A 22061-nucleotide genomic window follows, 5' to 3' on the forward strand; every position below is an offset into this window, starting at 1 on the left:
TGGTTTCCATAGCGACGCATTTCAACGCCGCATCAAGATTGGAGCCCATAGTGAGCACCTCGACTCTGGCAAGCACAGCCCAAATTCCCAAAACAGGTTCACCACTGCCAGCCAACTTGGCAGGCATAACCCTGAGCGCCATGATCGCAGCGGCCGCCATCGCTGCAGCCAAAATCGACTGGCTGCAGGCGCATGGCTTCAGCGCCCTGACGCTGGCGATCATCATCGGCATGCTAGTCGGCAATCTAGGCTATCGGCGGATAGCGCCGGCCTGCGGGCCGGGCGTCAATTTTTCCAAACAAAACCTGCTACGCCTGGGCATCATCCTGTATGGCTTCCGCCTGACTTTCCAGGATATCGGCCATGTCGGCCTGAGCGGCGTCCTGATTGATGCGTTGGTACTGTGCTCGACTTTTGGCATGGCGCTGCTGCTAGGCACCCGCCTGTTCAAGCTCGATCGCAATACCGCCATGCTGATCGGCGCCGGTAGTTCCATCTGCGGCGCGGCGGCGGTCATGGCAACCGAACCGGTACTGCGCGCCCAGCCGGCACAGGTGACGGTGGCTGTGGCGACCGTGGTGGTATTCGGTTCGCTGGCGATCTTCCTCTATCCGCTGTTGTATCAATTGAATCTGCATTGGCAGTTCCTGGCGTCGTCGCCGCTGGCATACGGTATATATACCGGCTCGACGGTACATGAAGTGGCCCAGGTAGTCGCTGCCGCCCGCGCCATCAGCCCCGATGCCGCCAACACCGCAGTCATCACAAAGATGGTGCGGGTGATGATGCTGGCGCCGTTCCTGATGTTGTTGTCGGCTTATGTGGCAAAAAAATCGGCAGGCGCGAAGAATGCCGGCGGCGCAGAAAAACATGGCGCCGGCCGCCTGGCGATTCCCTGGTTTGCATTCGGTTTTGTCGCGGTGGTGGCGCTCAATTCACTGGCCCTGCTGCCCCACACGCTGGTAGCACAGGTCAACGATGCAGATAACGTATTGCTGGCAATGGCGATGGCTGCGCTGGGCATCTCAACCCATTTTTCATCGATACGCACCGCGGGCATTAAACCCCTGTTGTTTGCCGCTTGCCTGTTCGGCTGGCTGATCGTAGCTGGTGCGGCCATCAACACTGTGGTGCTACGCCTGTTTGCCTGATCTGCAGAAACAACATCCGAACGGCCCGGCAAGGAAACTCCCTGCCGGGCCGTTCGTTCAATCAGGCGGCTGCCGCCTCTTTAGGCAATGACGCCATATCAATCACAAAGCGATATTTGACGTCGCTCTTCAGCATTCTCTCGTAGGCCTGATTGATATCCTGGATAGCGATCATTTCGATATCCGAGACAATGCCGTGTTCGGCGCAGAAATCCAGCATTTCCTGCGTTTCCTTGATGCCGCCGATCAGGGAACCGGCCAACGTGCGCCGTTTCATGATCAGGTTGAAGACATTCGGCGACGGATGCGCCTCTGCGGGAGCGCCTACCAGCGTCATGGCGCCATCGCGTTTCAGCAGATTCAAAAACGCGTCCAGATTGTGCGGGGCTGCGACGGTATTGAGGATGAAATCGAAACTGTTGGCGTGCTGCGCCATCTGCGCGTCATCTTTCGAAATCACCACTTCGTCGGCCCCAAGCCTCAAGGCATCGTCAATCTTGCCGGGCGAAGTAGTAAACAACACCACATGCGCGCCCATCGCGTGGGCGATCTTGACGCCCATGTGGCCGAGGCCGCCGAGCCCGACGATGCCAACCTTGTGGCCCTTGCCGACTTTCCAATGGCGCAACGGCGAGAAGGTGGTGATCCCAGCGCACAGCAACGGCGCCGCTGCCGCCGGATCGAGCTTGTCCGAGATGTGCAGGACAAATTTCTGGTCGACCACGATATTACTGGCGTAGCCACCGAAAGTGACGCCACCGCTATGTTTATCGCCCGCATTGTAAGTGCCGACAAAACCGTTTTCGCAATATTGCTCCAACCCTTCGGCGCAGCTCGGACAGTGCTGGCAAGAATCGACCATACAGCCGACGCCGGCCAGGTCGCCTGCCTTGAACTGCGTGACCTGGTCGCCGACCTTGATCACGCGGCCGACTATTTCATGGCCTGGCACTGCCGGATAGACGGTGTTGTGCCATTCGTTGCGCGCAGTATGCAAATCGGAGTGGCAGACTCCGCAAAACAGGATTTCGATCTGAACATCATGGGGCCCCGGCGAACGGCGGTCAAAGGCGAACGGCGTCAAAGGCGTGTGCGCATTATGCGCGGCATATCCTACGGCTTTCAGCATGACATTTCCTTTTTCATATGTGGGACGGCAATTCTGGAACGCTTGGAAATCGCTGCAGAGGCGCTCAGTACCTGATGTTATCGCGCCCAGCAAAGCTTTGCTGGCAGCAACGGATGTACCAAAGCGGCGCGATCAATGTCAGCAGCGAGATACCACTATACGCCAACACGAATAAATCATATGTTTAGTCATAAATGTCATAAACCACTGTCAAAAAACAACATAAGTGACCAACGTCATTCAATTTCAAAATATTTTCAAAAAACTTCCAAAAAATAAGTGCATTTTTCTTATTGCTTGGTAATATCTAGCCCGTCCAGACAGTAACAATTAGTAACAATAGTAACTAATTATTTCTATCCGCTTCTAGCCGGACACCAGGATAAATTACTTATAAATATCAAAGGGAAGAAATGAAAAAGACCGTATTCGCACTAGTCGCCCTCGGCCTGATCGGCGCCAATGCACACGCTCAAAGCAATGTCACGATCTATGGCGTGATCGACACCAGCCTCACCTACACCAGCAAGGTCGGCCCGAAGAACAATAGCCGCTTCAGCGTTGATTCCGGCGACCTCTCGACCTCCCGTATCGGATTCAAGGGCGTAGAAGACTTGGGCGGCGGCTTGAAAGCGATTTTCCAACTGGAAAACGGCTTCAATGCGGACGACGGCTCTTTCGGCACTGCCAGCACCCTGTTTGACCGTAAATCGGTAGTTGGCCTGTCAGGCGGATTCGGCACCGTCACCATCGGTCGTCAAACCGATTTCCTGGAAGATATCGGCAACAAGTACACCTCGGTGCAAACCTTCGGCGGCAACGGCGTCAAAGGCGGCCACTTCAACAACCTGGACCGCATCTCGGGCTCGCGCACCAACAATTCGATCCGCTACGACAGCAGCAATCTGAGCGGCTTTACCGGCAGCCTGTTCTATGGCTTTGGCGAAGTGGCCGGCCAGACTTCCGCAGGCCAGGCCTTTGGTCTCGGCGGCAACTACGCCAACGGCCCGTTCGGCATCGGCCTGGCTTATTTCCAGACCAAGCTGGCGGCTGACGCCCTGCCAAGCAAGGCTGGCGATACCGACCTCAAGACATTCACTCTGGGCGCCAGCTATCAAGCCGGCCCGGCCAAGATCTACGGCGCATGGTCGCAAACCAAACGTCCGCTGGCGACTGCACAGACAGCAACCGGCCTGGTCAACATCACTACTGCTACCAAAGCCAACATCTTCGATCTGGGCGTGGATTATTCCCTGTCGGGTAACCTGCACCTGCTGGCCAGCGTGATCTATGACCGCGCCGACATCAGCCGCAAGACCACCGGCTCGACCAAGGGCAAGACAACCCAGCTGAACCTGGGCGTCGACTACTTCCTGTCGAAGCGCACCGATCTGTACGCCATGTACAGCAACCAGCGCGCCAACGACATCAACAATCCAGGCGTGATCAATGGCGCATACAGCAATGCGCCGGCGGACGACAGCAGCCAGAACGTCTTGCGCGTCGGCCTGCGTCACAAGTTCTGATGTCCTGACGGGTAGACAGTAGTTACCTGCAGGAATAAAAAAAGGGGAAACATTGTTTCCCCTTTTTCTTTTAAGAATCCTGGCTGCGCTTAGAACGTAAGCGTCTTCACACCGTCAGGCGTGCCCAGCAAACAGACGTTAGCGCCCTGCTGCGCAAACAGGCCGACCGTCACCACGCCGGTGATCTGGTTGATTTGCCGCTCCAGCTCCACCGGATCGGTAATCTTCAGGTCGACTAGATCGATAATCACATTGCCATTGTCGGTAATCAGCGGAATTCCATCCTTGAAACGCAGGCGCGGCTCGCCGCCAAACTTGATCAGCTTGCGCGCCACGACTGCCTGCGCCATTGGGATCACTTCAATCGGCAGCGGAAACTTGCCCAGCACTTTGACCAGCTTGGAACCATCGGCGATACAAATGAATTTCTCGGCCACCGAGGCAACGATTTTTTCGCGCGTCAACGCCGCGCCGCCGCCCTTGATCATCGCTCCTTGGGCTGTGATTTCATCGGCGCCGTCAACGTAGACCGGCATGGTCGCGACCTGATTCAGGTCATACACTTCGATGTCATGCGCGCGCAGGCGGGCAGCGGTCGCTTCGGAGGACGCCACAGCACCCTTGATGCGGTGCTTGATCTTGGCCAGCTCATCAATGAAGAAATTGGCGGTGGAGCCGGTGCCGACGCCGACAATCTGGCCGTCGACCACGTATTTAATTGCTTCGCGGGCAACAGCTTGTTTAAGTTGATCCTGGGTCATGGCAGTCATGGCGATGTCTTGAAAGAGAGAAAACCGCTATTTTAACCAATCGACGGCCCACTCTCCCAAATCAATCACCGCTTCCAGCTTGTCAGTGCTTTTCGTCAGGCTGCTCTTCCAGCGTTTCGCGCAAAGCAATCTGCAGCCTGGAGTGCAGTTTGACAAAGCGCTGCCATAGCACCACCACCAGTATGGCGGCGACCACCAGAACCAGAATCAGCAGATTGGTCGGCGGCAGGATACGGCTGCTGAGCGCTGTGATCATCAGTATGATGCCGATGATCGACACCACCGGAATCACTTCCGCAATCACGCGCCGCACTGCATGATTGTAGGAGCCGGCCCATTCCGGCTTGACGCTGATTTCCGCCAGCAGCATGCTCAGCGCGTGCAATTTGCGATAAGTCGCAATCAGGAAAGGCAGCGACAACAGGAGCGCCCCGCCCCACACGATCGCATCCTGAATCTGCGGATCCGCCACCCAGGCCGACATGCTGCCGCCCAGCGTCTCGGCAAAATAGCCGCCGACAATGAAGATCGCGGCGACCAGCGCGAGGTTCACCACGACCTGTAGCAGGATACGGCGGATTATCCGCGACAATTCGGCGCGGTCGCCCTGCGGTTGCAAGCTGGCGAGCCAAGTCGAGTACATGCCGAAGACTGCCGATAATTTTTCTGGCATGGCTTGCGCCAGGCGGCTGGAAAGGGGGTCGGCCAGCTTGATCAGATAAGGTGTCAGCAAGGTGGTTACTGCCGATACCGCTACGACCGTCGGATACAGAAAATCGCTAGTCACCTTGAGGCTGACGCCCAGCGCGGCGATGATGAATGAAAACTCGCCAATCTGCGACAGACCCATGCCGACCCGCATCGAGGTACGGCCGTCCTGTCCGGACAAAAAGCTGGCGAGACCGCAGCTGAAGACCTTGCCAAGCACCACCGCAATCGTGATCACTGCAATCGGCAGCCAGTACTGCGCCAGGATGGATGGATTGAACAGCAAGCCGATCGCTACGAAGAAAATCGCGCTGAACATATCCCGAACCGGCTCGATCAGGCGCTCGATCTGATGCAAGTGGCGCGACTCCGCCATCACCGCACCGATCAGGAAAGCGCCGAGCGCCACGCTGTATTCCATTTTCATGACTAGCAGGCAAAACCCGAAACACAGGCCGAGCACAGTCACCAGCAGCATTTCCTTACTCTTGAAGCGGGCCACATAATCCAGCAGGCGCGGCACGATCAGGATCCCGGCCACCAGCGATACGATCATGAACAAGACCAGTTTGCCGATCGTGACCATGGCGTCGCCGGCATCTACCGAACCGCTGGTCGCCACGCCCGACAGCAAGGCGATCATGCCGATCGCCAGCACGTCTTCGACGATCAGGATGCCGAAAATCAGTTGCGCAAACTTCTCGCGCTTCATGCCCAGTTCATCGAGCGCTTTGACGATGATGGTGGTGGAAGACACCGACAGCATGGCGCCGAGGAATACCGCATCCATTTGCTTCCAGCCAAAATAGATGCCGATTTCGTAGCCCACCCACAGCATCAGCGTAATCTCCGCCAGCGCCGCAACGAACGCGGTAGCGCCGACTTTGGCCAGCTTCTTCAGGCTGAATTCAAGCCCTAGCGAAAACAACAGGAAGATGACGCCAAGCTCCGCCAGGATCTGGATCGTGCGCTCATCGGTAATCAGGGAAAACGGCGGCGTATGCGGCCCGATGATGACGCCGGCGACAACGTAGCCGAGCACGACCGGTTGCTTGAAACGGTTGAACAGCACCGTCACAACGCCGGCGATCAGCATGATCACGGCAAGGTCTTGAATGAAGGTTTCTACTGCGTGGTGCATGGGCAAGCTTTCCGAATAGAAGAGGCAGCTATTAGGGAGGCGCACAAACAGAAGCGACGCTTGCAGCGCCGCCATGCAAGGCAGTGAGGGATACGGCATGACAAACAGCGCGACAATTTTCGCGCTTGGTTTTCTTGCAACACTATATGCTATCGAATATTTATTTTCAATAGCATAATAATTTTATGCCGTGATGTGAAACGATGTGGCGCTGCTCAACGTGAGTCGCGCGGTCGTGAGCCGCTCGATCGCGAGCCGCTCAATCGTCGTGATTAGGATCCAGCTCCGGGAACAGGACTTCGGTGTAGCCGAAACGCGTGAAGTCCTTGATACGCATCGGATACAAGATGCCGTTCAGGTGATCGCACTCGTGCTGCACCACGCGCGCGTGAAAACCATCGACGTCACGGCTGATAGGCACGCCAAGCTGGTCGACACCCTCGTAGTGCAGCTGGGTCCAGCGCGGCACCACGCCACGCAGGCCGGGTACTGACAAACAACCTTCCCAGCCGTCCTCAAGCTCTTCCGACAAGGGGCGCAGGACCGGATTGATCAGGACAGTCTCCGGCACCGCCGGTGCCTCCGGATAGCGAACGTTGTTCTTGAAACCGAAGATCACCAGTTGCAGATTGACGCCTATCTGCGGCGCCGCCAGACCGGCGCCGTTGACGGCGTGCATAGTGTCGAACATGTCGGCGATCAGGTTCTCCAGTTCCGGCGTGCCGAAAGCTGTCACGGGCTCGGCTTGCCGCAGCAGGCGCGGATCGCCCATCTTCAGGATCTCACGAACGGTCATGGTCTTGGCCTCTGGTTTATCTAGTCTATTTAAGAGGCTGTTGCAAAATTAACCTGGCGTTGTTACGTCGGAGCGGCCATCCGCGCCTAGCCATCTGTGTTCGCAACAGCCTCTAAGCAGTTTATTTAAATTGCTTCAGGTACTCAGCAAATTCCGCACCAGTTTCGTGATGCTTCAGTCCCATTGCCAGGGTCGCCTTCAGATAACCCAGCTTGGAACCGCAATCATAGCGCTGGCCGGCATAGCGGTAAGCCAGCACCCGTTCATTTTTCATCAATGCGGCGATGCCGTCGGTCAGCTGGATTTCGCCGCCGGCGCCTTTACCCAGGCCTTCCAGATGGTCGAATATCTTGTTGGTCAGGATATAGCGCCCCACCACTGCCAGAGTCGACGGCGCCTGGTCCGGATGCGGTTTTTCAACGATGCTGTTGACCTTTTCCAGATTGGCTTTATACGAATCGATGCTAACGATACCGTATTGCTTGGTATCCGCGCGCGGCACATCCTGAACCGCCAACATGCTGGAACCTTCAAGCGCAAAAATATCGGTCATTTGCGCCAGCACCGGCTGCTGCCCGGTAGCCACGTCCATGAAATCGTCTGCCAGCAAAACGGCAAAAGGTTCGTTGCCTACCACCGGCCGCGCGCACAGAACGGCATGCCCCAGTCCCAGCATTTCCGACTGGCGGATAAAAATGCAGTTGATGTGTTTTGGGATGACGTTTTGCACCAGATCCAGCAGACGTTCCTTGCCGGCAGCTTCCAGCTCGGTTTCCAGTTCGTAGGCTTTGTCGAAATGATCTTCGATGGCACGCTTGTTGCGGCCTGTGATGAACACCATATCGGTGATGCCCGCCGCAACGGCTTCTTCCACCGCATACTGAATCAACGGCTTATCGACGATCGGCAGCATTTCTTTTGGCTGGGCCTTGGTGGCCGGAAGAAAGCGGCTACCCAGGCCGGCAACAGGAAATACAGCTTTTCTAATCTTGACCATTTGTGTTTCCTTGTTCGTTTTCTAAAAGAGTACGGAACGCCATTTCATCCAGGATCGGGATGCTGAGCTCTTCCGCCTTGGTTAGCTTACTACCGGCCTCGGCGCCAGCAACTACATAACTAGTCTTTTTCGAAACCGAGCCGGTCACCTTGCCGCCGGCAGCTTCAATCATAGCCGCAGCGGCATCACGTGTGAGCGTAGGCAAGCTGCCTGTCAGCACGAAGGTCTTACCTGCAAAGAGCTTCGACGCGCTTTCCGCCGGCAAGTTCTCCGGCCAGTGAATACCGGCTGCACGCAACTGCTCCACCAACTCCCGATTCAACGGATCCGCAAAGAAAACAAGCAAAGAACGCGCCACCACCGGGCCGATATCGGCAACGCCCAGCAATTGTTCCTCAGAGGCTTGCATGACGCCGTCAATGCTGCCGAAATGCGTCGCCAGCTCTTTTGCCGTGGCCTCACCGACATGACGGATGCCTAACGCGTAAATGAAGCGGCCCAAGGTGGTTGACTTCGATTTTTCGAGGGCGGACAAGACATTTTGCGCAGACTTGTCGGCCATGCGGTCCAGCTCGGCCAGTTTCAACAGGCCCAATTTATACAGATCGGCGGCAGTGGTGATGATATTGCGATCGACCATCTGCTCAATCAACTGATCGCCCAGACCTTCGATATCCATCGCACGACGCGATGCAAAATGTTGCAAACCGCCCTTGCGTTGCGCGGCGCACTTGACCCAGCCGCCGGAGCAGCGCGCGATCGCTTCATCTTCCAGCTTGACGATGGTCGAGCCGCAAATCGGACATGCGCTAGGCATGACGAACGCTTGCGCATTCGCCGGCCGTAAATCCGGCACGAACGACACCACTTCCGGAATCACGTCGCCGGCGCGGCGCACGATGACCGTATCGCCGATCTGGATATCCTTGCGCCGCACCTCGTCTTCGTTATGCAAGGTAGCGTTGGTCACCGTGACGCCGCCGACAAACACCGGCGCCAGGCGCGCCACCGGCGTCACCGCGCCGGTCCGACCAATCTGCACTTCTATGCCGAGAACCTGGGTGGTGGCTTCTTCCGCCGGGAATTTATGCGCCAGCGCAAAACGCGGCGCCCGCGACACAAAGCCGAGGGTCTGTTGCTGCAGCAAGCGATTGACTTTGTACACCACGCCATCGATTTCGTAAGGCAGCTGCGGGCGCTTGCTGCCAATGCCGCGGAAAAATTCCAGCAAGCCGGCAGCGCCCTTGACCACACTGCGCTCTTTGCATACCGGCAGCCCTAGTTCGCTGTACCAATCCAGCAATGCGGAATGCGAGGCCGGCATGGCCGCGCCTTCCAGCGTCCCTATCCCGTAGGCGAAGAAGCGCAAGATACGTTGCGCCGTAATCCGTGAATCCAGTTGCCGCAAGCTGCCGGCGGCGGCGTTGCGCGGATTGGCGAATTCTTTCATTTCCGCTTCGCGCTGACGCGCGTTGAGCCTGGCAAAATCCTCCTTGAACATCAGCACTTCGCCGCGCACGTCCAGCACCTTCGGCGGTTGCTTTGTATGCAAGCGCAAGGGAATCGCGCGCACGGTGCGGATGTTGCTGGTGACGTTTTCTCCGGTGGTGCCGTCGCCGCGCGTGGCGGCCTGCACCAGCACGCCGTCTTCGTAGCGCAGGTTGATGGCAAGGCCGTCGAATTTCAGTTCGGCGGCATATTCGATCTCGCTATCGACCTGGGTGTCGAGGCCATCCCTGACGCGGCGGTCGAATTCAACGATATCGTTGTCTTCAAAGCCATTGCCCAAGGACAGCATCGGTATCGAATGCGTCACTTGCTCAAATTGCGGCAACGGCGCCGCACCGACGCGCTGGGTCGGAGAATCGGGCGTATTCAGCTCTGGATGCGCTTGTTCCAACGCCTGCAGTTCTCGAAACAGCAGATCGTATTCCGCATCCGGAATCGAGGGATTATCCAGCACGTAGTAGGAATGATTATGGCGATTCAGCTCGGTCGCTAGCCAGGCCGCGCGCAAGCGCCATTCGGCGGCATCGGGAACGCTTCCCGTGCCGCCTGCATGTGATGATTGTGATGACATAGTTAACTAAATAAACGCAAGGCCCGTACTGAGCCGGCCGGGATTTCGGCGGCATCCATTTCATGGTAGAAGGCATCTACCTGGCCGGCAATTTCTGCCAGTTGGACATCTGCCAGAGGCTGGTTGCTGTCATCGACCAGCACGCCGCCAAGGCGTGCAGCCAGCGAACGTCCGCAAGCTACCATCGCGCCATAACCGTCACGATCAGGAGCGACGCGCGGAACGTCGAGCAGCAAGGTCAGGCGGCTGGTGGTTTCTGCAACTGCGCTGGCGTTGGTCGACAAGGAGAACAGCAGGCCGCCCTCGCCATCCGACATCACCATGCGGCCTTCCGGCCGGGCGTCGAAGCCTTGCCGCGTCAATGCCGCTTGCAAGGTGCTGATCGCCCATGGTGCGCCATTCGACTGGATGTTCACGCCCAACTGCGCATCGTGCTCGATGACAAATTGATGCAGGGAGCGCGCGCTGTGCATCACTTCCATCATGTCAGGCAGATCCGGCTCGGCGCCTATGTCGTCGGCGATCTGTCGCAAACGGCTGACCAGTTCGGAATATTCGATTTCATTCAACGGATTGGTGCGGTTAGCCAACTGTACTCCGGCCAGCAGCGTGCTGTAGATGCCGCCATGCGCCACCGGCTCCCAATCGCCGTTCGCGTCTTCGCCGATAAAATGAATCGGCTTGTTGCCGACATGACGCAGGCTTTGCAACGCTGGCAATACCTTATCTCCGCGCACCGGTGCGTCCAATGCAAGTGGAATGGCGCAATCGATCAGTTCGTCGACCGGCAAATCCCTGTGTACTGCGGCAGCAGGCTGCTGGACCGGACTCGCAACATGAGCCGCCGCCACCGGATTACTCAGCTGCGGCTCCAGCGCGTTCTGCTCGGCGCTTTGCTCAATGTCATCATGCGGCAATGCCGCCATCTTGGCGTCAAACTCGGCATCAGAGTCAGATTCGAACAGTTTCGGCTCATGACGCGCCGGTGCTTCAACGCTTTCCTTGTCAGGAGGCGCCTTCATCAGGACATCATCATGCGATCCGGAAAACGCCCGCTCAACACTCTTCTTGGCCTTGTATTCCTGCCATTTGTTGTAGGAAATGACGCCAACAAGAAACGCGCCTCCAATGATAAACAGGCTGGTCTGTAAATCTGTCATTCTGCTAATGCCTTAATAGCCAACGCTGCCATGTTACCGGCGCATGTGCTTGAAATATGAATCTGCGATTGAAACCGTGGTCTGGTCATTGATTAAATCCGAGGAAAAAACACTTCTAAAATAATTGTCAGTGACCGCGTGAATATGCATCCCCTGCCGAAATCCAGTTTATTTTTATAAAAACAATACTAGTATTACTGCATATGACCTCAACGTAAAATTATTGAGACATTTTTTTACAATATATTGCATTACGGCTATTAAATCAGCTTATTGTTGCCGCAAAAAGTTGTCAAGCTACCCAAGCTGCCGACGCTTTCCGTTCATTGGCGCTCCAGATCTCCCATCGGATATCAGTTTATGCGGCAACGGGATCGCTGGCAAAACTTCTGGCCGCTTCCATATCCACCGCAACAATCCGCGACACACCCTGCTCTTGCATGGTCACGCCGATCAGCTGCTGCGCCATTTCCATCGCAATCTTATTATGCGAAATGAACAGGAACTGTGTGTTAGTTGACATACGCTTGACCATATTGCAGAAACGCTCGGTATTGGCGTCATCCAGCGGCGCATCAACCTCGTCCAGCAAGCAGAACGGCGCCGGATTCAGCTGGAACATCGAGAACACCAATGCCGTCGCGGTCAGCGCCTTTTCACCACCCGATAGTAAATGAATCGTTGCATTCTTTTTGCCCGGTGGTTGCGCCATCACCTGCACGCCGGAGTCGAGGATTTCATCGCCGGTCATGATCAACCTGGCCTGGCCGCCGCCGAACAGAATCGGGAATAGCTCGGCAAAGTGATGATTGACCTTGTCGAAAGTATCTTGCAGCAGGTCGCGGGTTTCCTTGTCGATCTTGTGGATCGCGTCCTGCAAAGTGTTGATGGCTTCGGTCAAGTCAGCGTTTTGCGCATCCAGGAAATTCTTGCGCTCGGATGCCTGCGCCAGCTCGTCCAGCGCCGCCAGGTTGACAGCACCCAGGCCGGCAATGGCGTTGGTCAGGCGGGTAACTTCGCCTTGCAGGTACGATGGCCGCATTTCCGATGTCAGCTTTTCGCTCAGCGCAGCTTCATCCGCCTGGGCTTCGAGTAGCTGCTGCACATATTGTTCCTGATTCAGACGCGCGGCCTGCTCTTTCAGCTGCAACTCCATGATACGGTCGCGCTGCGGTTGCAGGCTGCGTTCGGCTTGCAGGCGAGTTTCCTCATGCTGGCGCAAATTCTGCGAGACCTGGTCCAGTTCGTGGCGAGTATCGGCCAATGCGCGTTCCTGCTCGCTGCGCTTGTCCAGCAAATCTTGCAAACCGGCTTGCGCCGCCTGGTCGTCCAGGCTTTCCAGTTCAAGGTGGCCCTGCTGCATGTTGGCGAACAACTGCGCCGCCTGCTCCAGCGCGGTGGCGATGCTGCGCTTGAGTTCTTCGATCTTGTTGCGATGGGATTTCTCGGCGAACTCCGCCTCCTGCGCGGCCCGCTCCATTTCACGCAGGCGCTGGCGGGCGTCGTTCAGTTGCTGTTCCTTGCCCAGATAATCGGTTTGTCCGTCTTCATGCTTTTCCTGCAATTCGGCCAGTTCCATGTCGAGCTGCTCGAACTTGGCTTCCGATTCCATCTTGATTTGCTGCTGCTCGCTTTCCTGCGCGGCGATTTCAGCCAGGTCGGCAGCAATCTGCGAGCTGCGCTGGTTAAAGCGCTCCTGCAACTCGGACAATTTCATGACATCGATCTGCAAACCGTGCACGGCCTGCGTCAAGCCGGTATGCCGCAACCGCATTTCCTGCAAGCGCTGGGTGGCTTGCGACAGGGCCGCTTCGGCCCGCACCGAGCGTGAACGCGCCTCATCGGCCAGCATCTGCTGGGCACGCAACTGTTTGGTGATGTTTTCGATTTCCTGCTGGCGCGCCAGCATGCCGTCCTGCTCCGAATCCGAGGCATAAAAACGCACGCCGGTCTTGCTGATCACATGCCCCTGGCGCGTCACAAAGCTGGCGCCCAGCGGCAATTTGCCGCGCTCGGCGAAGGCCGTCACAGTATCGTCGGCAGCGTAGAAATTGTGCAGCCAGTCCTGCATCAACACCCGCAAACCCGGATCGTTCAACTGCAACAGATTGAGGAACGGTTTCAGGCCGGCAGGCGCATCGACAGGCGCAGTGGACGCTACGCCATTTGGTGAAAACAAGGCCAGCTTGGCTGGCGGCGCATCGTTGAAAAAGGCCTTCGCCCAATCCAGGTTGGACATTTCCAGCGCCGAAGTACGCTCGCGCAGGACCGACTCCAGCGCGGTTTCCCAGCCACCGTCGATATGCAGTTTTTGCCACAGGCGCGGCAATGCAGCCAACTCGTGCTTTTCAAGCCAAGGCTGTACCTTACCCTCGGTCTGCACGCTCTCCTGCAATTGCTTGAGCGCGGCAAGACGCGCTTCCAGCTGGGCGTTATTGGCGCTTTCTGTATTGACTTGCTGCTGCGCGTTACGCCGCTCCTCTTCCAGACGCGGCTGCTGTTCCTGCAGCTCTTCCAGCTGCATGCCTACTTCTTCCAGCCCGGCCTGCTTTTCTTCCAGCTGCATACGCAGATTGGTCAGATGTGCATTGTCGGGCAGGTTCAAGCCGTTCTTTTCCTGCGACAACCGCTCGCGGCGGCCGGTCAGGCCATTCAGGATATTCGAAGCATTGCGCTGATGGGTCGATTCGAGTTCGATCTGCTGCTGGATCTGCATGATCTTGGCGCGCGACTCGGTACTCTTCAGCTGCGCTTCTCGCCAACGCTGCTCCAGCGCCGGCAACTGATCGTTATGTTGCTGCGAGGCTACCTGCGATTGTTCGACGCGCGCCATCAGCTCTTCCAGATGCATCTCGGCTTCCACCAGATCGTCCTGGAATTGCGTACCCTGGCGCTGCCATTGATCGCGCTGCGCGGTCAATGAATTGAGTTGCGACTGCAAGCGGTTACGCGATTCGATGACGAACTTGATCTGCGCTTCCAGGCTGCCGATTTCAGAGTTGGTCTGGTACAGATGGCCTTGCGCCTGATGCATGCGGTCGCCTGCCGCATAGTGCGATTGCCGCATATGTTCCAGCTCGGTTTCCACATGACGCAGCTTGGCGGTCTGCTCTTCCAAGTCGGTTTGCGCCTTTTCAATTTCGCGGAAGAATTTTTCCTGCTCGGCTTTGGCTTCATTCTTGCGCAACAGCCACAACAATTTCTGCTTCTCTTCCTGGTCGCCTTGCAGCTCATGGAATTTTTGCGCGACCGCAGCCTGCGATTGCAGCTTTTCCAGATTCGCGTTCAGTTCGCGCAAGATGTCTTCGACCCGCAGCAAGTTATCGCGGGTGTCGTTCAGGCGATTTTCGGTTTCGCGGCGACGCTCCTTGTACTTGGACACGCCAGCGGCTTCTTCCAGGAAAATCCGCAACTCTTCAGGGCGCGCCTCGATGATGCGGGAAATCATACCCTGGCCGATGATCGCGTAAGCGCGCGGGCCTAGTCCGGTGCCGAGGAAGATATCCTGGATATCGCGGCGGCGTACCGCCTGGTTATTGATGTAATACGTAGAAGTGCCGTCGCGCGTCAAGGTGCGCTTGACGGCGATTTCGGCGTACTGGCTCCATTGGCCCGCAGCTTTACCGAGGCTATTGTCGAACACCAGCTCGACCGAAGAACGGCCAGCCGGCTTACGGTGAGAAGAGCCGTTGAAAATAACGTCCTGCATCGACTCGCCGCGCAGCTCGGAAGCCTTGGATTCACCCAAGACCCAGCGCACCGCATCGATGATATTGGACTTGCCGCAACCGTTAGGCCCCACCACACCGACCAGCTGGCCCGGGACCTGGAAATTGGTAGGGTCAACGAAAGACTTGAATCCCGATAATTTAATGGAAGTTAAACGCACGTTATCGACTGTTCTTATCAAAGTCGGCGAAAAAGCTGCCGCACTACTTCACACTATAAAAAACGAGGAAAAACCTCGCAGGAGGTCGCCATCATAACATTCCACCTCGCCATATATGCGATCTGAATGCCTGCAAATGGCGGCTAACGATGGAAAATGTGATTGTTACTTTATCAGCAGATTTGTGCACCCGACATTACCCGCATAGGAAAGGCAGGCGCCACAGGTTTGTGGCCGGACTTATCGAAAAAGTTCAAGAAGACAATGGAAAGCGCAAAAAGCCGACGAATCTGCTTTTTACGACCTGTCGGAGGCGCGATACGGACAATCAAACAGGCCACTTCTGTATATAATGCAAACAGCATATTCGCAGCAGTTTTCCCCATTCCATCGTTGTTATTCATCCGTCATCAATCACGTGAATCCATTACTTGACCGGCTGCAGCCCTATCCGTTTGAAAAATTGCGCGCATTATTCGCCGACGTCACGCCCAATCCGGCGTACAAGCCGATCAGTCTCGGCATCGGCGAACCGAAACATCCGACGCCTAAATTCATCCAGCAAGCGCTGAGCGACAACCTGAACGGCCTGGCCAGCTATCCGAGCACCATTGGCGCAGAACCTTTGCGCGCTGCCATCGCTGGCTGGCTGGAACGCCGCTACGGCTTGCCGCCACTAGACCCGGCGACGCAGATCCTGCCGGTCAACGGCTCGCGCGAAGCGCTGTTTGCGCTGGCGCAGACTGTGGTCGATCCGGCGCAAAAAGATGCGCTGGTCATGTGCCCGAATCCGTTCTATCAAATCTACGAAGGCGCCGCTTACCTGTCCGGCGCCCAGCCTTATTTCGTCAATTCCGATCCCGCCCGCAACTTTGCGCCGGATTATCGCAGCGTGCCGGACGATGTCTGGCCGCGGGTCAAGCTGCTGTATTTGTGCTCGCCGGGTAATCCGACCGGCGCCGTGCTGTCGCTGGAAGACTGGAAAGAATTGTTTGCGCTGTCGGACCGGCACGGCTTCGTGATCGCCGCCGACGAATGCTATTCCGAGATTTATTTCAAGCCGGAGGCGCCCTTGGGCGGCCTGCAAGCGGCCAATATACTGGGCCGCAGCGGCTATCCGCGCCTGATCGCTTTTTCCAGCCTGTCAAAGCGTTCCAATGTGCCTGGCATGCGCTCCGGCTTTGTCGCCGGCGATGCCGCCATCCTCAAGAAATTCCTGCTGTATCGTACCTATCACGGCGGCGCCATGAGCCCGCCAGTGCAAGCGGCTTCGGTCGCCGCCTGGAACGACGAAACCCACGTCGTCGAAAACCGCGCCAAATACATGGCGAAATTCCAACAGGTCACCCCTGTACTGCAAACCCTGCTGGACGTTGCCCTGCCCGACGCCGGTTTTTATCTATGGGCAAAAGTAGATAAACTGACAAACATCTCCGATACTGACTTCGCCAAGCGGCTGTATGCCGAATATAATGTAACGGTATTGCCCGGCAGCTATCTGGCGCGCGACGCCCATGGCAGCAATCCGGGACAGCAACGGATCCGCATGGCGCTGGTGGCGGAAGTCGATGAGTGCCTGGAAGCAGCGCAGCGGATTGCGGCGTTTTGCCGGGGCCTTTAATTCTTTAACGCTTAACCAAACAGCGGCATTGAAGATTTGCGCGTAGCGCGGCTTTCTTGCTTGCGGTTGATCTTACGTATTGCACCATGACGATCCATTTGCAACGCCGTCATGGTCAAATCCATTTTTGAACTTTCATTTAGCGACTAATCATGACTCAATCTCTGCAAGCATTTATCGACCAAGCCTGGGAACAGCGTACCGAATTTTCCCCGAAAACTGCACCCGCCGATGTCCGCGAAGCGGTCGCCAAAGTCATCGCCGAACTCAACCAGGGCAGCTTGCGCGTGGCCGAGAAAATCGACGGCAACTGGGTCGTCAACCAATGGATCAAGAAGGCCGTGCTGCTGTCGTTCCGCCTGGAAGACAACCTGCCGATGCCGGCCGGCGAGAACATGCAGTTCTACGACAAGGTGCCAACCAAGTTCGCCAACTACACCGCTGAAGATTTCGCCAAGGGCGGTTTCCGCGTCGTGCCGCCGGCAGTGGCGCGTCATGGCAGCTTCATCGGCAAGAACGTGGTGCTGATGCCTTCCTATGTCAACATCGGCGCCTATGTCGATGAAGGCACCATGGTCGACACCTGGGCTACCGTCGGCTCCTGCGCGCAGATCGGCAAGAACGTCCACCTGTCCGGCGGCGTCGGCATTGGCGGCGTACTGGAACCGATGCAAGCCAACCCGACCATTATTGAAGACAATTGCTTCATCGGCGCTCGTTCGGAAATCGTCGAAGGCGTGATCGTTGAAGAAAACTCGGTCATCTCGATGGGCGTCTACATCGGCCAGTCGACCAAGATCTACGACCGCGCTACAGGTGAAGTCACTTACGGCCGCATCCCTTCGGGTTCGGTAGTTGTTTCAGGCAGCCTGCCTTCGGCCGATGGCAAGTACAGCTTGTATTGCGCCGTGATCGTCAAGCGCGTCGACGCCAAGACCCGCGCCAAGACCGGCATCAACGAACTGCTGCGCGAAGCCTGATTCGTTGTAAAGCTTTGAGGGGCAGAGTTTGCGGGTTGCCAAGGCAAGCCTTGCTGCCAATGCAGCACTGCCCCTGCCAAGATGTGTGAATTACAAAGAAAGAAGGCAGGACCGGCCGCGCCAAAAGCGCTGTAGGCTATCCAAGTCTTCGACATAATAATATTTCTGCACCGAGGAGTTTTTATGGCAATGGATCGCTTGTTTCAGCTGATGCAGGAGAAAGAGGCGTCGGACATGTTCTTGGCGCCCGGCTCGCCGATTCACCTGAAGATCAAGGGCCAGATGGTCCCGGTCAACCAGCAAAGCATGGATGACAACACTATCCTTCTTCTGCTGAAAGAAGTGCTGCCGGCCGAACGGCTGCAAGAACTGGACCGCAACAATGAATTGAATCTTGGTTTGCCGGTGGCCGGCGTCGGCAGTTTCCGGCTGTCGGCGTTCCGCCAGCGCGGCAGCATCTCCGCCGTGATTCGTTATATCCCGTACGAGATTCCGCCGTTTGAAGAACTGCGCCTGCCGCCGGCGCTGCTCGAACTGATCGGCCGCAAACGCGGCCTGCTGCTGATTGTCGGCTCGACCGGATCCGGCAAATCCACCACCATCGCGTCGATGCTGGACTATCGCAACAAGACCCAGGCAGGCCATATCCTGACGCTGGAAGATCCTATCGAATTCCTGTTCCAGAGCCACCGCTCGATCGTCAACCAGCGCGAAATCGGTAGCGACACCACCGACCTCAACGGCGCACTGAAGAATGCGTTGCGACAGGCGCCGGACTGCATCCTGATCGGCGAAATCCGCGACAAAGCCACCATGTCGGCCGCCCTAGCCTATGCCCAGTCGGGCCATCTGGTGGTGTCGACGCTGCACGCCAACAACACGTATCGCGCACTGAACCGTATCATCAGTTTCTATCCGATGGAAAACCGACCCGCACTGCTGGAAGACTTGGCGTCGACCCTGGCCGCGATTGTCTCGCAGCGCCTGGTCACCACCACCGAAGGCAAGCGTACTCCAGCAGTGGAAATCATGCTGAACACGCGCCACGTTTCTGAACTGATTGAAGAAGACAACATCAGCCAGATCAAGGAGGCGATGGAAAAAAGCCTGGCGCCCGGCTCGCAGACTTTCGAGCAAGCGCTGATGCAATTGATTGCGGATGGCGTCATTACCCAGGACGAAGCACTGGAACATGCGGATTCGCCGAGCAACCTTTACTGGCTGATCAATAACCATACACCGAGCTCGAAGAAGAATGCGGTGCCGGTGATCCCAGAGCCTGAGCGCGTAGAAGGTGCAACCTTCACCGAGTTCACACTGGATTTATAAAACATCCTCATCATCCGTAGCGACAGTATCTCATTTATGGCAATTACACTTTACGGCATTCCCAACTGCGACACGGTCAAGAAAGCCCGCACCTGGCTTGAAGACCAGGAGATCGCCTACACGTTTCACAATTTCAAAAAAGACGGCATCACGGCTGAACTGATCACGACCTGGCTGGCAGACATTCCCTGGGATACGCTGGTCAACCGCAAGGGCACAACCTGGCGCGGCCTCTCGGAACAGCGCCGCAACGGCATCACCGACGGTATCAGTGCGACACCGTTGATGCTGGAACTGCCGTCGATCATCAAGCGGCCGGTGCTGTACACCGGCAAGCAAGCTTATGTCGGGTTTTCGGACGCGCTGTACCAGGAAATATTCAGCCAATGATTCAGCCGGCAAACCTGCAAACTATCGCAACATCATCAACATACCGTCCATGAACAACCAAAGCAAAACCCTGGCGCTGGCCGAACAACTGATTGCCCTCTCCTCTGTCACGCCACAGGACAAGGGCTGCCAGGCGCTCCTGATCGAATTGCTGGCGCCGCTCGGCTTTGCATGTGAAACCATCCAGTCTGGCGACGTCACCAACCTGTGGGCACGCAAGGGCACGACGCGGCCACTGCTGGCGTTCGCCGGCCATACCGACGTCGTTCCGACCGGTCCGCGCGAACAGTGGCAATCCGATCCGTTCCTGCCTAGCCATCGCGACGGCAAGCTGTATGGCCGTGGTGCCGCCGATATGAAAACCTCGATTGCTGCGATGGTGGTGGCGGTGCAGGAATTCATCCAGGCTCGTCCGGATCATTCCGGCTCGATCGGCTTCCTGATTACCAGCGATGAAGAAGGCCCGGCTACCGATGGCACCGTCGTGGTCTGCGAAAAACTCAAGGCGCGCAGCGAACAATTGGATTACTGCATCGTCGGCGAACCGACCTCCAGTTCGACGCTGGGCGACATGATCAAGAACGGCCGCCGCGGCACCATGTCAGGCAAACTCACCGTCAAAGGCATCCAAGGGCACATCGCGTATCCGCACCTGGCGAAAAATCCAATCCATCTGGCAGCCCCTGCGCTGGCCGAACTGGCGGCGGAAAAGTGGGATGACGCCAATGAATACTATCTGCCGACTTCCTGGCAGATGTCCAACATTCACGGCGGCACCGGCGCCTCCAACGTGATTCCCGGCGAAGTGGTGATCGATTTTAATTTCCGGTTTTCAACCGCCAGCACGGTCGAGGGCTTACAGCAGCGTGTGCAGGCCATCCTCGACAAGCATGGCCTGGAATACACGCTTGCCTGGACTGTCGGCGGCCGGCCGTTCCTGACGCCGCGAGGCACGCTAAGCGATGCCATCTCTTCTGCGATCAAGGCTGAAACAGGAATCAACACCGAACTGTCCACCACCGGCGGCACCTCGGACGGCCGCTTCATTGCGCAGATCTGTCCGCAAGTGATCGAATTCGGGCCGCCTAACGCCAGTATTCACAAGATCGACGAGCATGTTGAAGTACAGTTCATCGATCCGCTGAAGAACATTTACCGCCGGACCCTGGAAAACCTGCTGCCCTCCACTGCCGTTTAACTCACTCGCACAAAGGTACTTATCGCTGGCATAAAAGACATCGTTGAACAAGCCTACGACGCCACGTCATACACCTCCCATCCGTTCAAAGCCACCGCGCCAGAGCATCTGGCGGCGGTCGCTACCCTGTTCAACCTGACTCCGCCGCGCACAGAGAATGCGCGCGTGCTGGAACTGGGTTGCGCTGCCGGCGGCAATCTGATTCCTCATGCGCAGCGGCATCCCGGCGGCCACTATGTCGGCGTAGACCTGTCCGAGGTACAAATCGACGCCGGTCAGCAACGGCTCGCCGCGCTGGGTCTGACAAATATCAACCTGCACCATATGAGCATCAGCGACATCGGTCCGGCCCTGGGCCAGTTCGACTACATCGTTTGCCATGGCGTGTACAGCTGGATGTCGCCGCAGGTGTAAGACGAGATTTTGCGTGTATGTGCAGAGAATTTGGCCTCCGACGGGATAGCCATCATCAGCTACAACACCTATCCGGGCTGGAAATTCAAGGAAGTGGTGCGGGAGGCGATGCTGTTCCGCGGCAAAAACCATGAAAAGCCGCAAGACAAGCTAGCGCATTCCCGCGGCACGTTCAATTTCATGCACGAGGTGTCGAGCAAGGGCAGCGTCCTCCACCAGGTGTTGGAACAGCACGCCGGCGCGCTCAACGGCCAGTTCGACGATTACTATCTGCTGCATGAATATCTGGAGCCGTGCAACGGGCCTTGCTGTCTGAGCGAATTTGCGGCGCGTGCACAGCGGCACAAACTGGGCTATCTGGCCGATGCCGAAACGCAATCTATGTTTGTCAGCAATCTTGGCAGCAACGTCGCCGATCCCCTGCTGCGTGAATGCGGAAACGACCAGGTGGTGCTGGAACAATACATGGATTTCCTGAGTAACTGCCAGTTCCGCCACACCCTGCTGGTGCACGCGAAACAGCAAAGCCAGATCCGCTATATGCTCAATTCGGGCAGGCTGGCGCTATTGCACCATGCTTGCGCGGTCGATAGCGGTACTGCGACGATCGCTCATGACGATACGGAGCAGGCACTCACCCTCAACGGCCAGCAGCTAGTCATCAAAGGCCGGATCAACAAGCTTGCCTTGCAACTGCTGGGCGAACGCTTTCCGGCCACCATGCACGTGCCGGAACTGGTAAGCGCCATTCGCCAACGCCTGCAACAACGCTAGGACAGCGA

General features: G+C 57.0%; 18 protein-coding genes. 9 read left to right on the top strand and 9 right to left on the bottom strand.

The genetic code is table 11. The features are described 5' to 3' along the window. Positions 1–50 precede the first annotated feature (50 nt). Entirely contained in the window at positions 51–1151 is a 1101-nt protein-coding gene (locus LT85_RS17115; protein WP_216595022.1) for a YeiH family protein, read from the top strand. A gap of 61 nt (positions 1152–1212) precedes the next feature. Here LT85_RS17115 and LT85_RS17120 read toward each other — a convergent pair whose 3' ends face one another. Further along, the gene (locus tag LT85_RS17120) at positions 1213–2280 is read right to left on the bottom strand and encodes an NAD(P)-dependent alcohol dehydrogenase (protein WP_038491141.1); all 1068 of its coding nucleotides are present in this window, start codon (positions 2278–2280) and stop codon (positions 1213–1215) included. Between the two features lie 413 nt (positions 2281–2693). On the opposite strand from LT85_RS17120, the gene LT85_RS17125 reads away from it, so the two are divergent. Next, positions 2694–3806 carry a porin gene (locus LT85_RS17125; RefSeq protein ID WP_038491144.1) on the top strand — a complete coding sequence of 371 codons (1113 nt, stop codon included), beginning with the start codon at positions 2694–2696 and terminating at the stop codon, positions 3804–3806. An 89-nt stretch (positions 3807–3895) separates the two neighbouring features. Here the strand turns inward: LT85_RS17125 and rpiA are convergent, their stop codons facing one another. From rpiA to LT85_RS26695, 8 genes are all read right to left on the bottom strand, one after another. Beyond that, entirely contained in the window at positions 3896–4567 is a 672-nt protein-coding gene (rpiA, locus tag LT85_RS17130) for a ribose-5-phosphate isomerase RpiA (protein ID WP_038496621.1), read from the bottom strand. Between the two features lie 91 nt (positions 4568–4658). After that, positions 4659–6425: a cation:proton antiporter gene (locus LT85_RS17135; protein ID WP_038496624.1), complete on the bottom strand. Its 1767-nt coding sequence runs from the start codon at positions 6423–6425 to the stop codon at positions 4659–4661. A 259-nt stretch (positions 6426–6684) separates the two neighbouring features. Then, the gene (gene def / locus LT85_RS17140; RefSeq protein ID WP_038491146.1) at positions 6685–7221 is read right to left on the bottom strand and encodes a peptide deformylase; all 537 of its coding nucleotides are present in this window, start codon (positions 7219–7221) and stop codon (positions 6685–6687) included. A 121-nt stretch (positions 7222–7342) separates the two neighbouring features. Next, positions 7343–8218, bottom strand: coding sequence for a UTP--glucose-1-phosphate uridylyltransferase GalU (galU, locus tag LT85_RS17145; RefSeq protein ID WP_038491149.1), 876 nt, complete (start codon positions 8216–8218; stop codon positions 7343–7345). Further along, the gene (gene ligA / locus LT85_RS17150; RefSeq protein ID WP_038491152.1) at positions 8205–10298 is read right to left on the bottom strand and encodes an NAD-dependent DNA ligase LigA; all 2094 of its coding nucleotides are present in this window, start codon (positions 10296–10298) and stop codon (positions 8205–8207) included. The genes galU and ligA overlap by 14 nt, the downstream gene beginning before the upstream one ends. A gap of 2 nt (positions 10299–10300) precedes the next feature. After that, positions 10301–11458, bottom strand: coding sequence for a cell division protein ZipA C-terminal FtsZ-binding domain-containing protein (locus LT85_RS17155; RefSeq protein WP_038491155.1), 1158 nt, complete (start codon positions 11456–11458; stop codon positions 10301–10303). A gap of 358 nt (positions 11459–11816) precedes the next feature. Next, entirely contained in the window at positions 11817–15347 is a 3531-nt protein-coding gene (gene smc, locus LT85_RS17160; RefSeq protein ID WP_038491157.1) for a chromosome segregation protein SMC, read from the bottom strand. A 173-nt stretch (positions 15348–15520) separates the two neighbouring features. Beyond that, positions 15521–15751: a hypothetical protein gene (locus LT85_RS26695; RefSeq protein WP_156117567.1), complete on the bottom strand. Its 231-nt coding sequence runs from the start codon at positions 15749–15751 to the stop codon at positions 15521–15523. Positions 15752–15765: 14 nt separating this feature from the next. Here LT85_RS26695 and dapC point away from each other — a divergent pair, with 14 nt between their 5' ends. The 7 genes from dapC (at position 15766) to LT85_RS25535 (ending at position 22053) form a co-directional block, all read left to right on the top strand. Continuing rightward, positions 15766–16968, top strand: a complete 1203-nt coding sequence (gene dapC / locus LT85_RS17165; RefSeq protein WP_038496627.1) for a succinyldiaminopimelate transaminase — start codon at positions 15766–15768, stop codon at positions 16966–16968. A gap of 152 nt (positions 16969–17120) precedes the next feature. Next, positions 17121–17948, top strand: a complete 828-nt coding sequence (gene dapD / locus LT85_RS17170; protein WP_038491160.1) for a 2,3,4,5-tetrahydropyridine-2,6-dicarboxylate N-succinyltransferase — start codon at positions 17121–17123, stop codon at positions 17946–17948. A gap of 183 nt (positions 17949–18131) precedes the next feature. Continuing rightward, entirely contained in the window at positions 18132–19277 is a 1146-nt protein-coding gene (locus LT85_RS17175; protein WP_038491163.1) for a PilT/PilU family type 4a pilus ATPase, read from the top strand. Between the two features lie 36 nt (positions 19278–19313). Continuing rightward, complete coding sequence (locus LT85_RS17180) at positions 19314–19667, top strand: ArsC family reductase (RefSeq protein ID WP_038491165.1); 354 nt, start codon at positions 19314–19316, stop codon at positions 19665–19667. Between the two features lie 49 nt (positions 19668–19716). Further along, positions 19717–20865: a succinyl-diaminopimelate desuccinylase gene (gene dapE, locus LT85_RS17185; protein WP_038491167.1), complete on the top strand. Its 1149-nt coding sequence runs from the start codon at positions 19717–19719 to the stop codon at positions 20863–20865. A gap of 135 nt (positions 20866–21000) precedes the next feature. After that, the gene (locus LT85_RS26900) at positions 21001–21279 is read left to right on the top strand and encodes a class I SAM-dependent methyltransferase (RefSeq protein WP_301280511.1); all 279 of its coding nucleotides are present in this window, start codon (positions 21001–21003) and stop codon (positions 21277–21279) included. Between the two features lie 30 nt (positions 21280–21309). Next, complete coding sequence (locus LT85_RS25535; RefSeq protein ID WP_052135278.1) at positions 21310–22053, top strand: methyltransferase regulatory domain-containing protein; 744 nt, start codon at positions 21310–21312, stop codon at positions 22051–22053. Positions 22054–22061 lie beyond the last annotated feature (8 nt).

Origin of the sequence: Collimonas arenae (genome assembly GCF_000786695.1) — a bacterium.
Taxonomy (GTDB): Bacteria; Pseudomonadota; Gammaproteobacteria; order Burkholderiales; family Burkholderiaceae_D; genus Collimonas; species Collimonas arenae_A.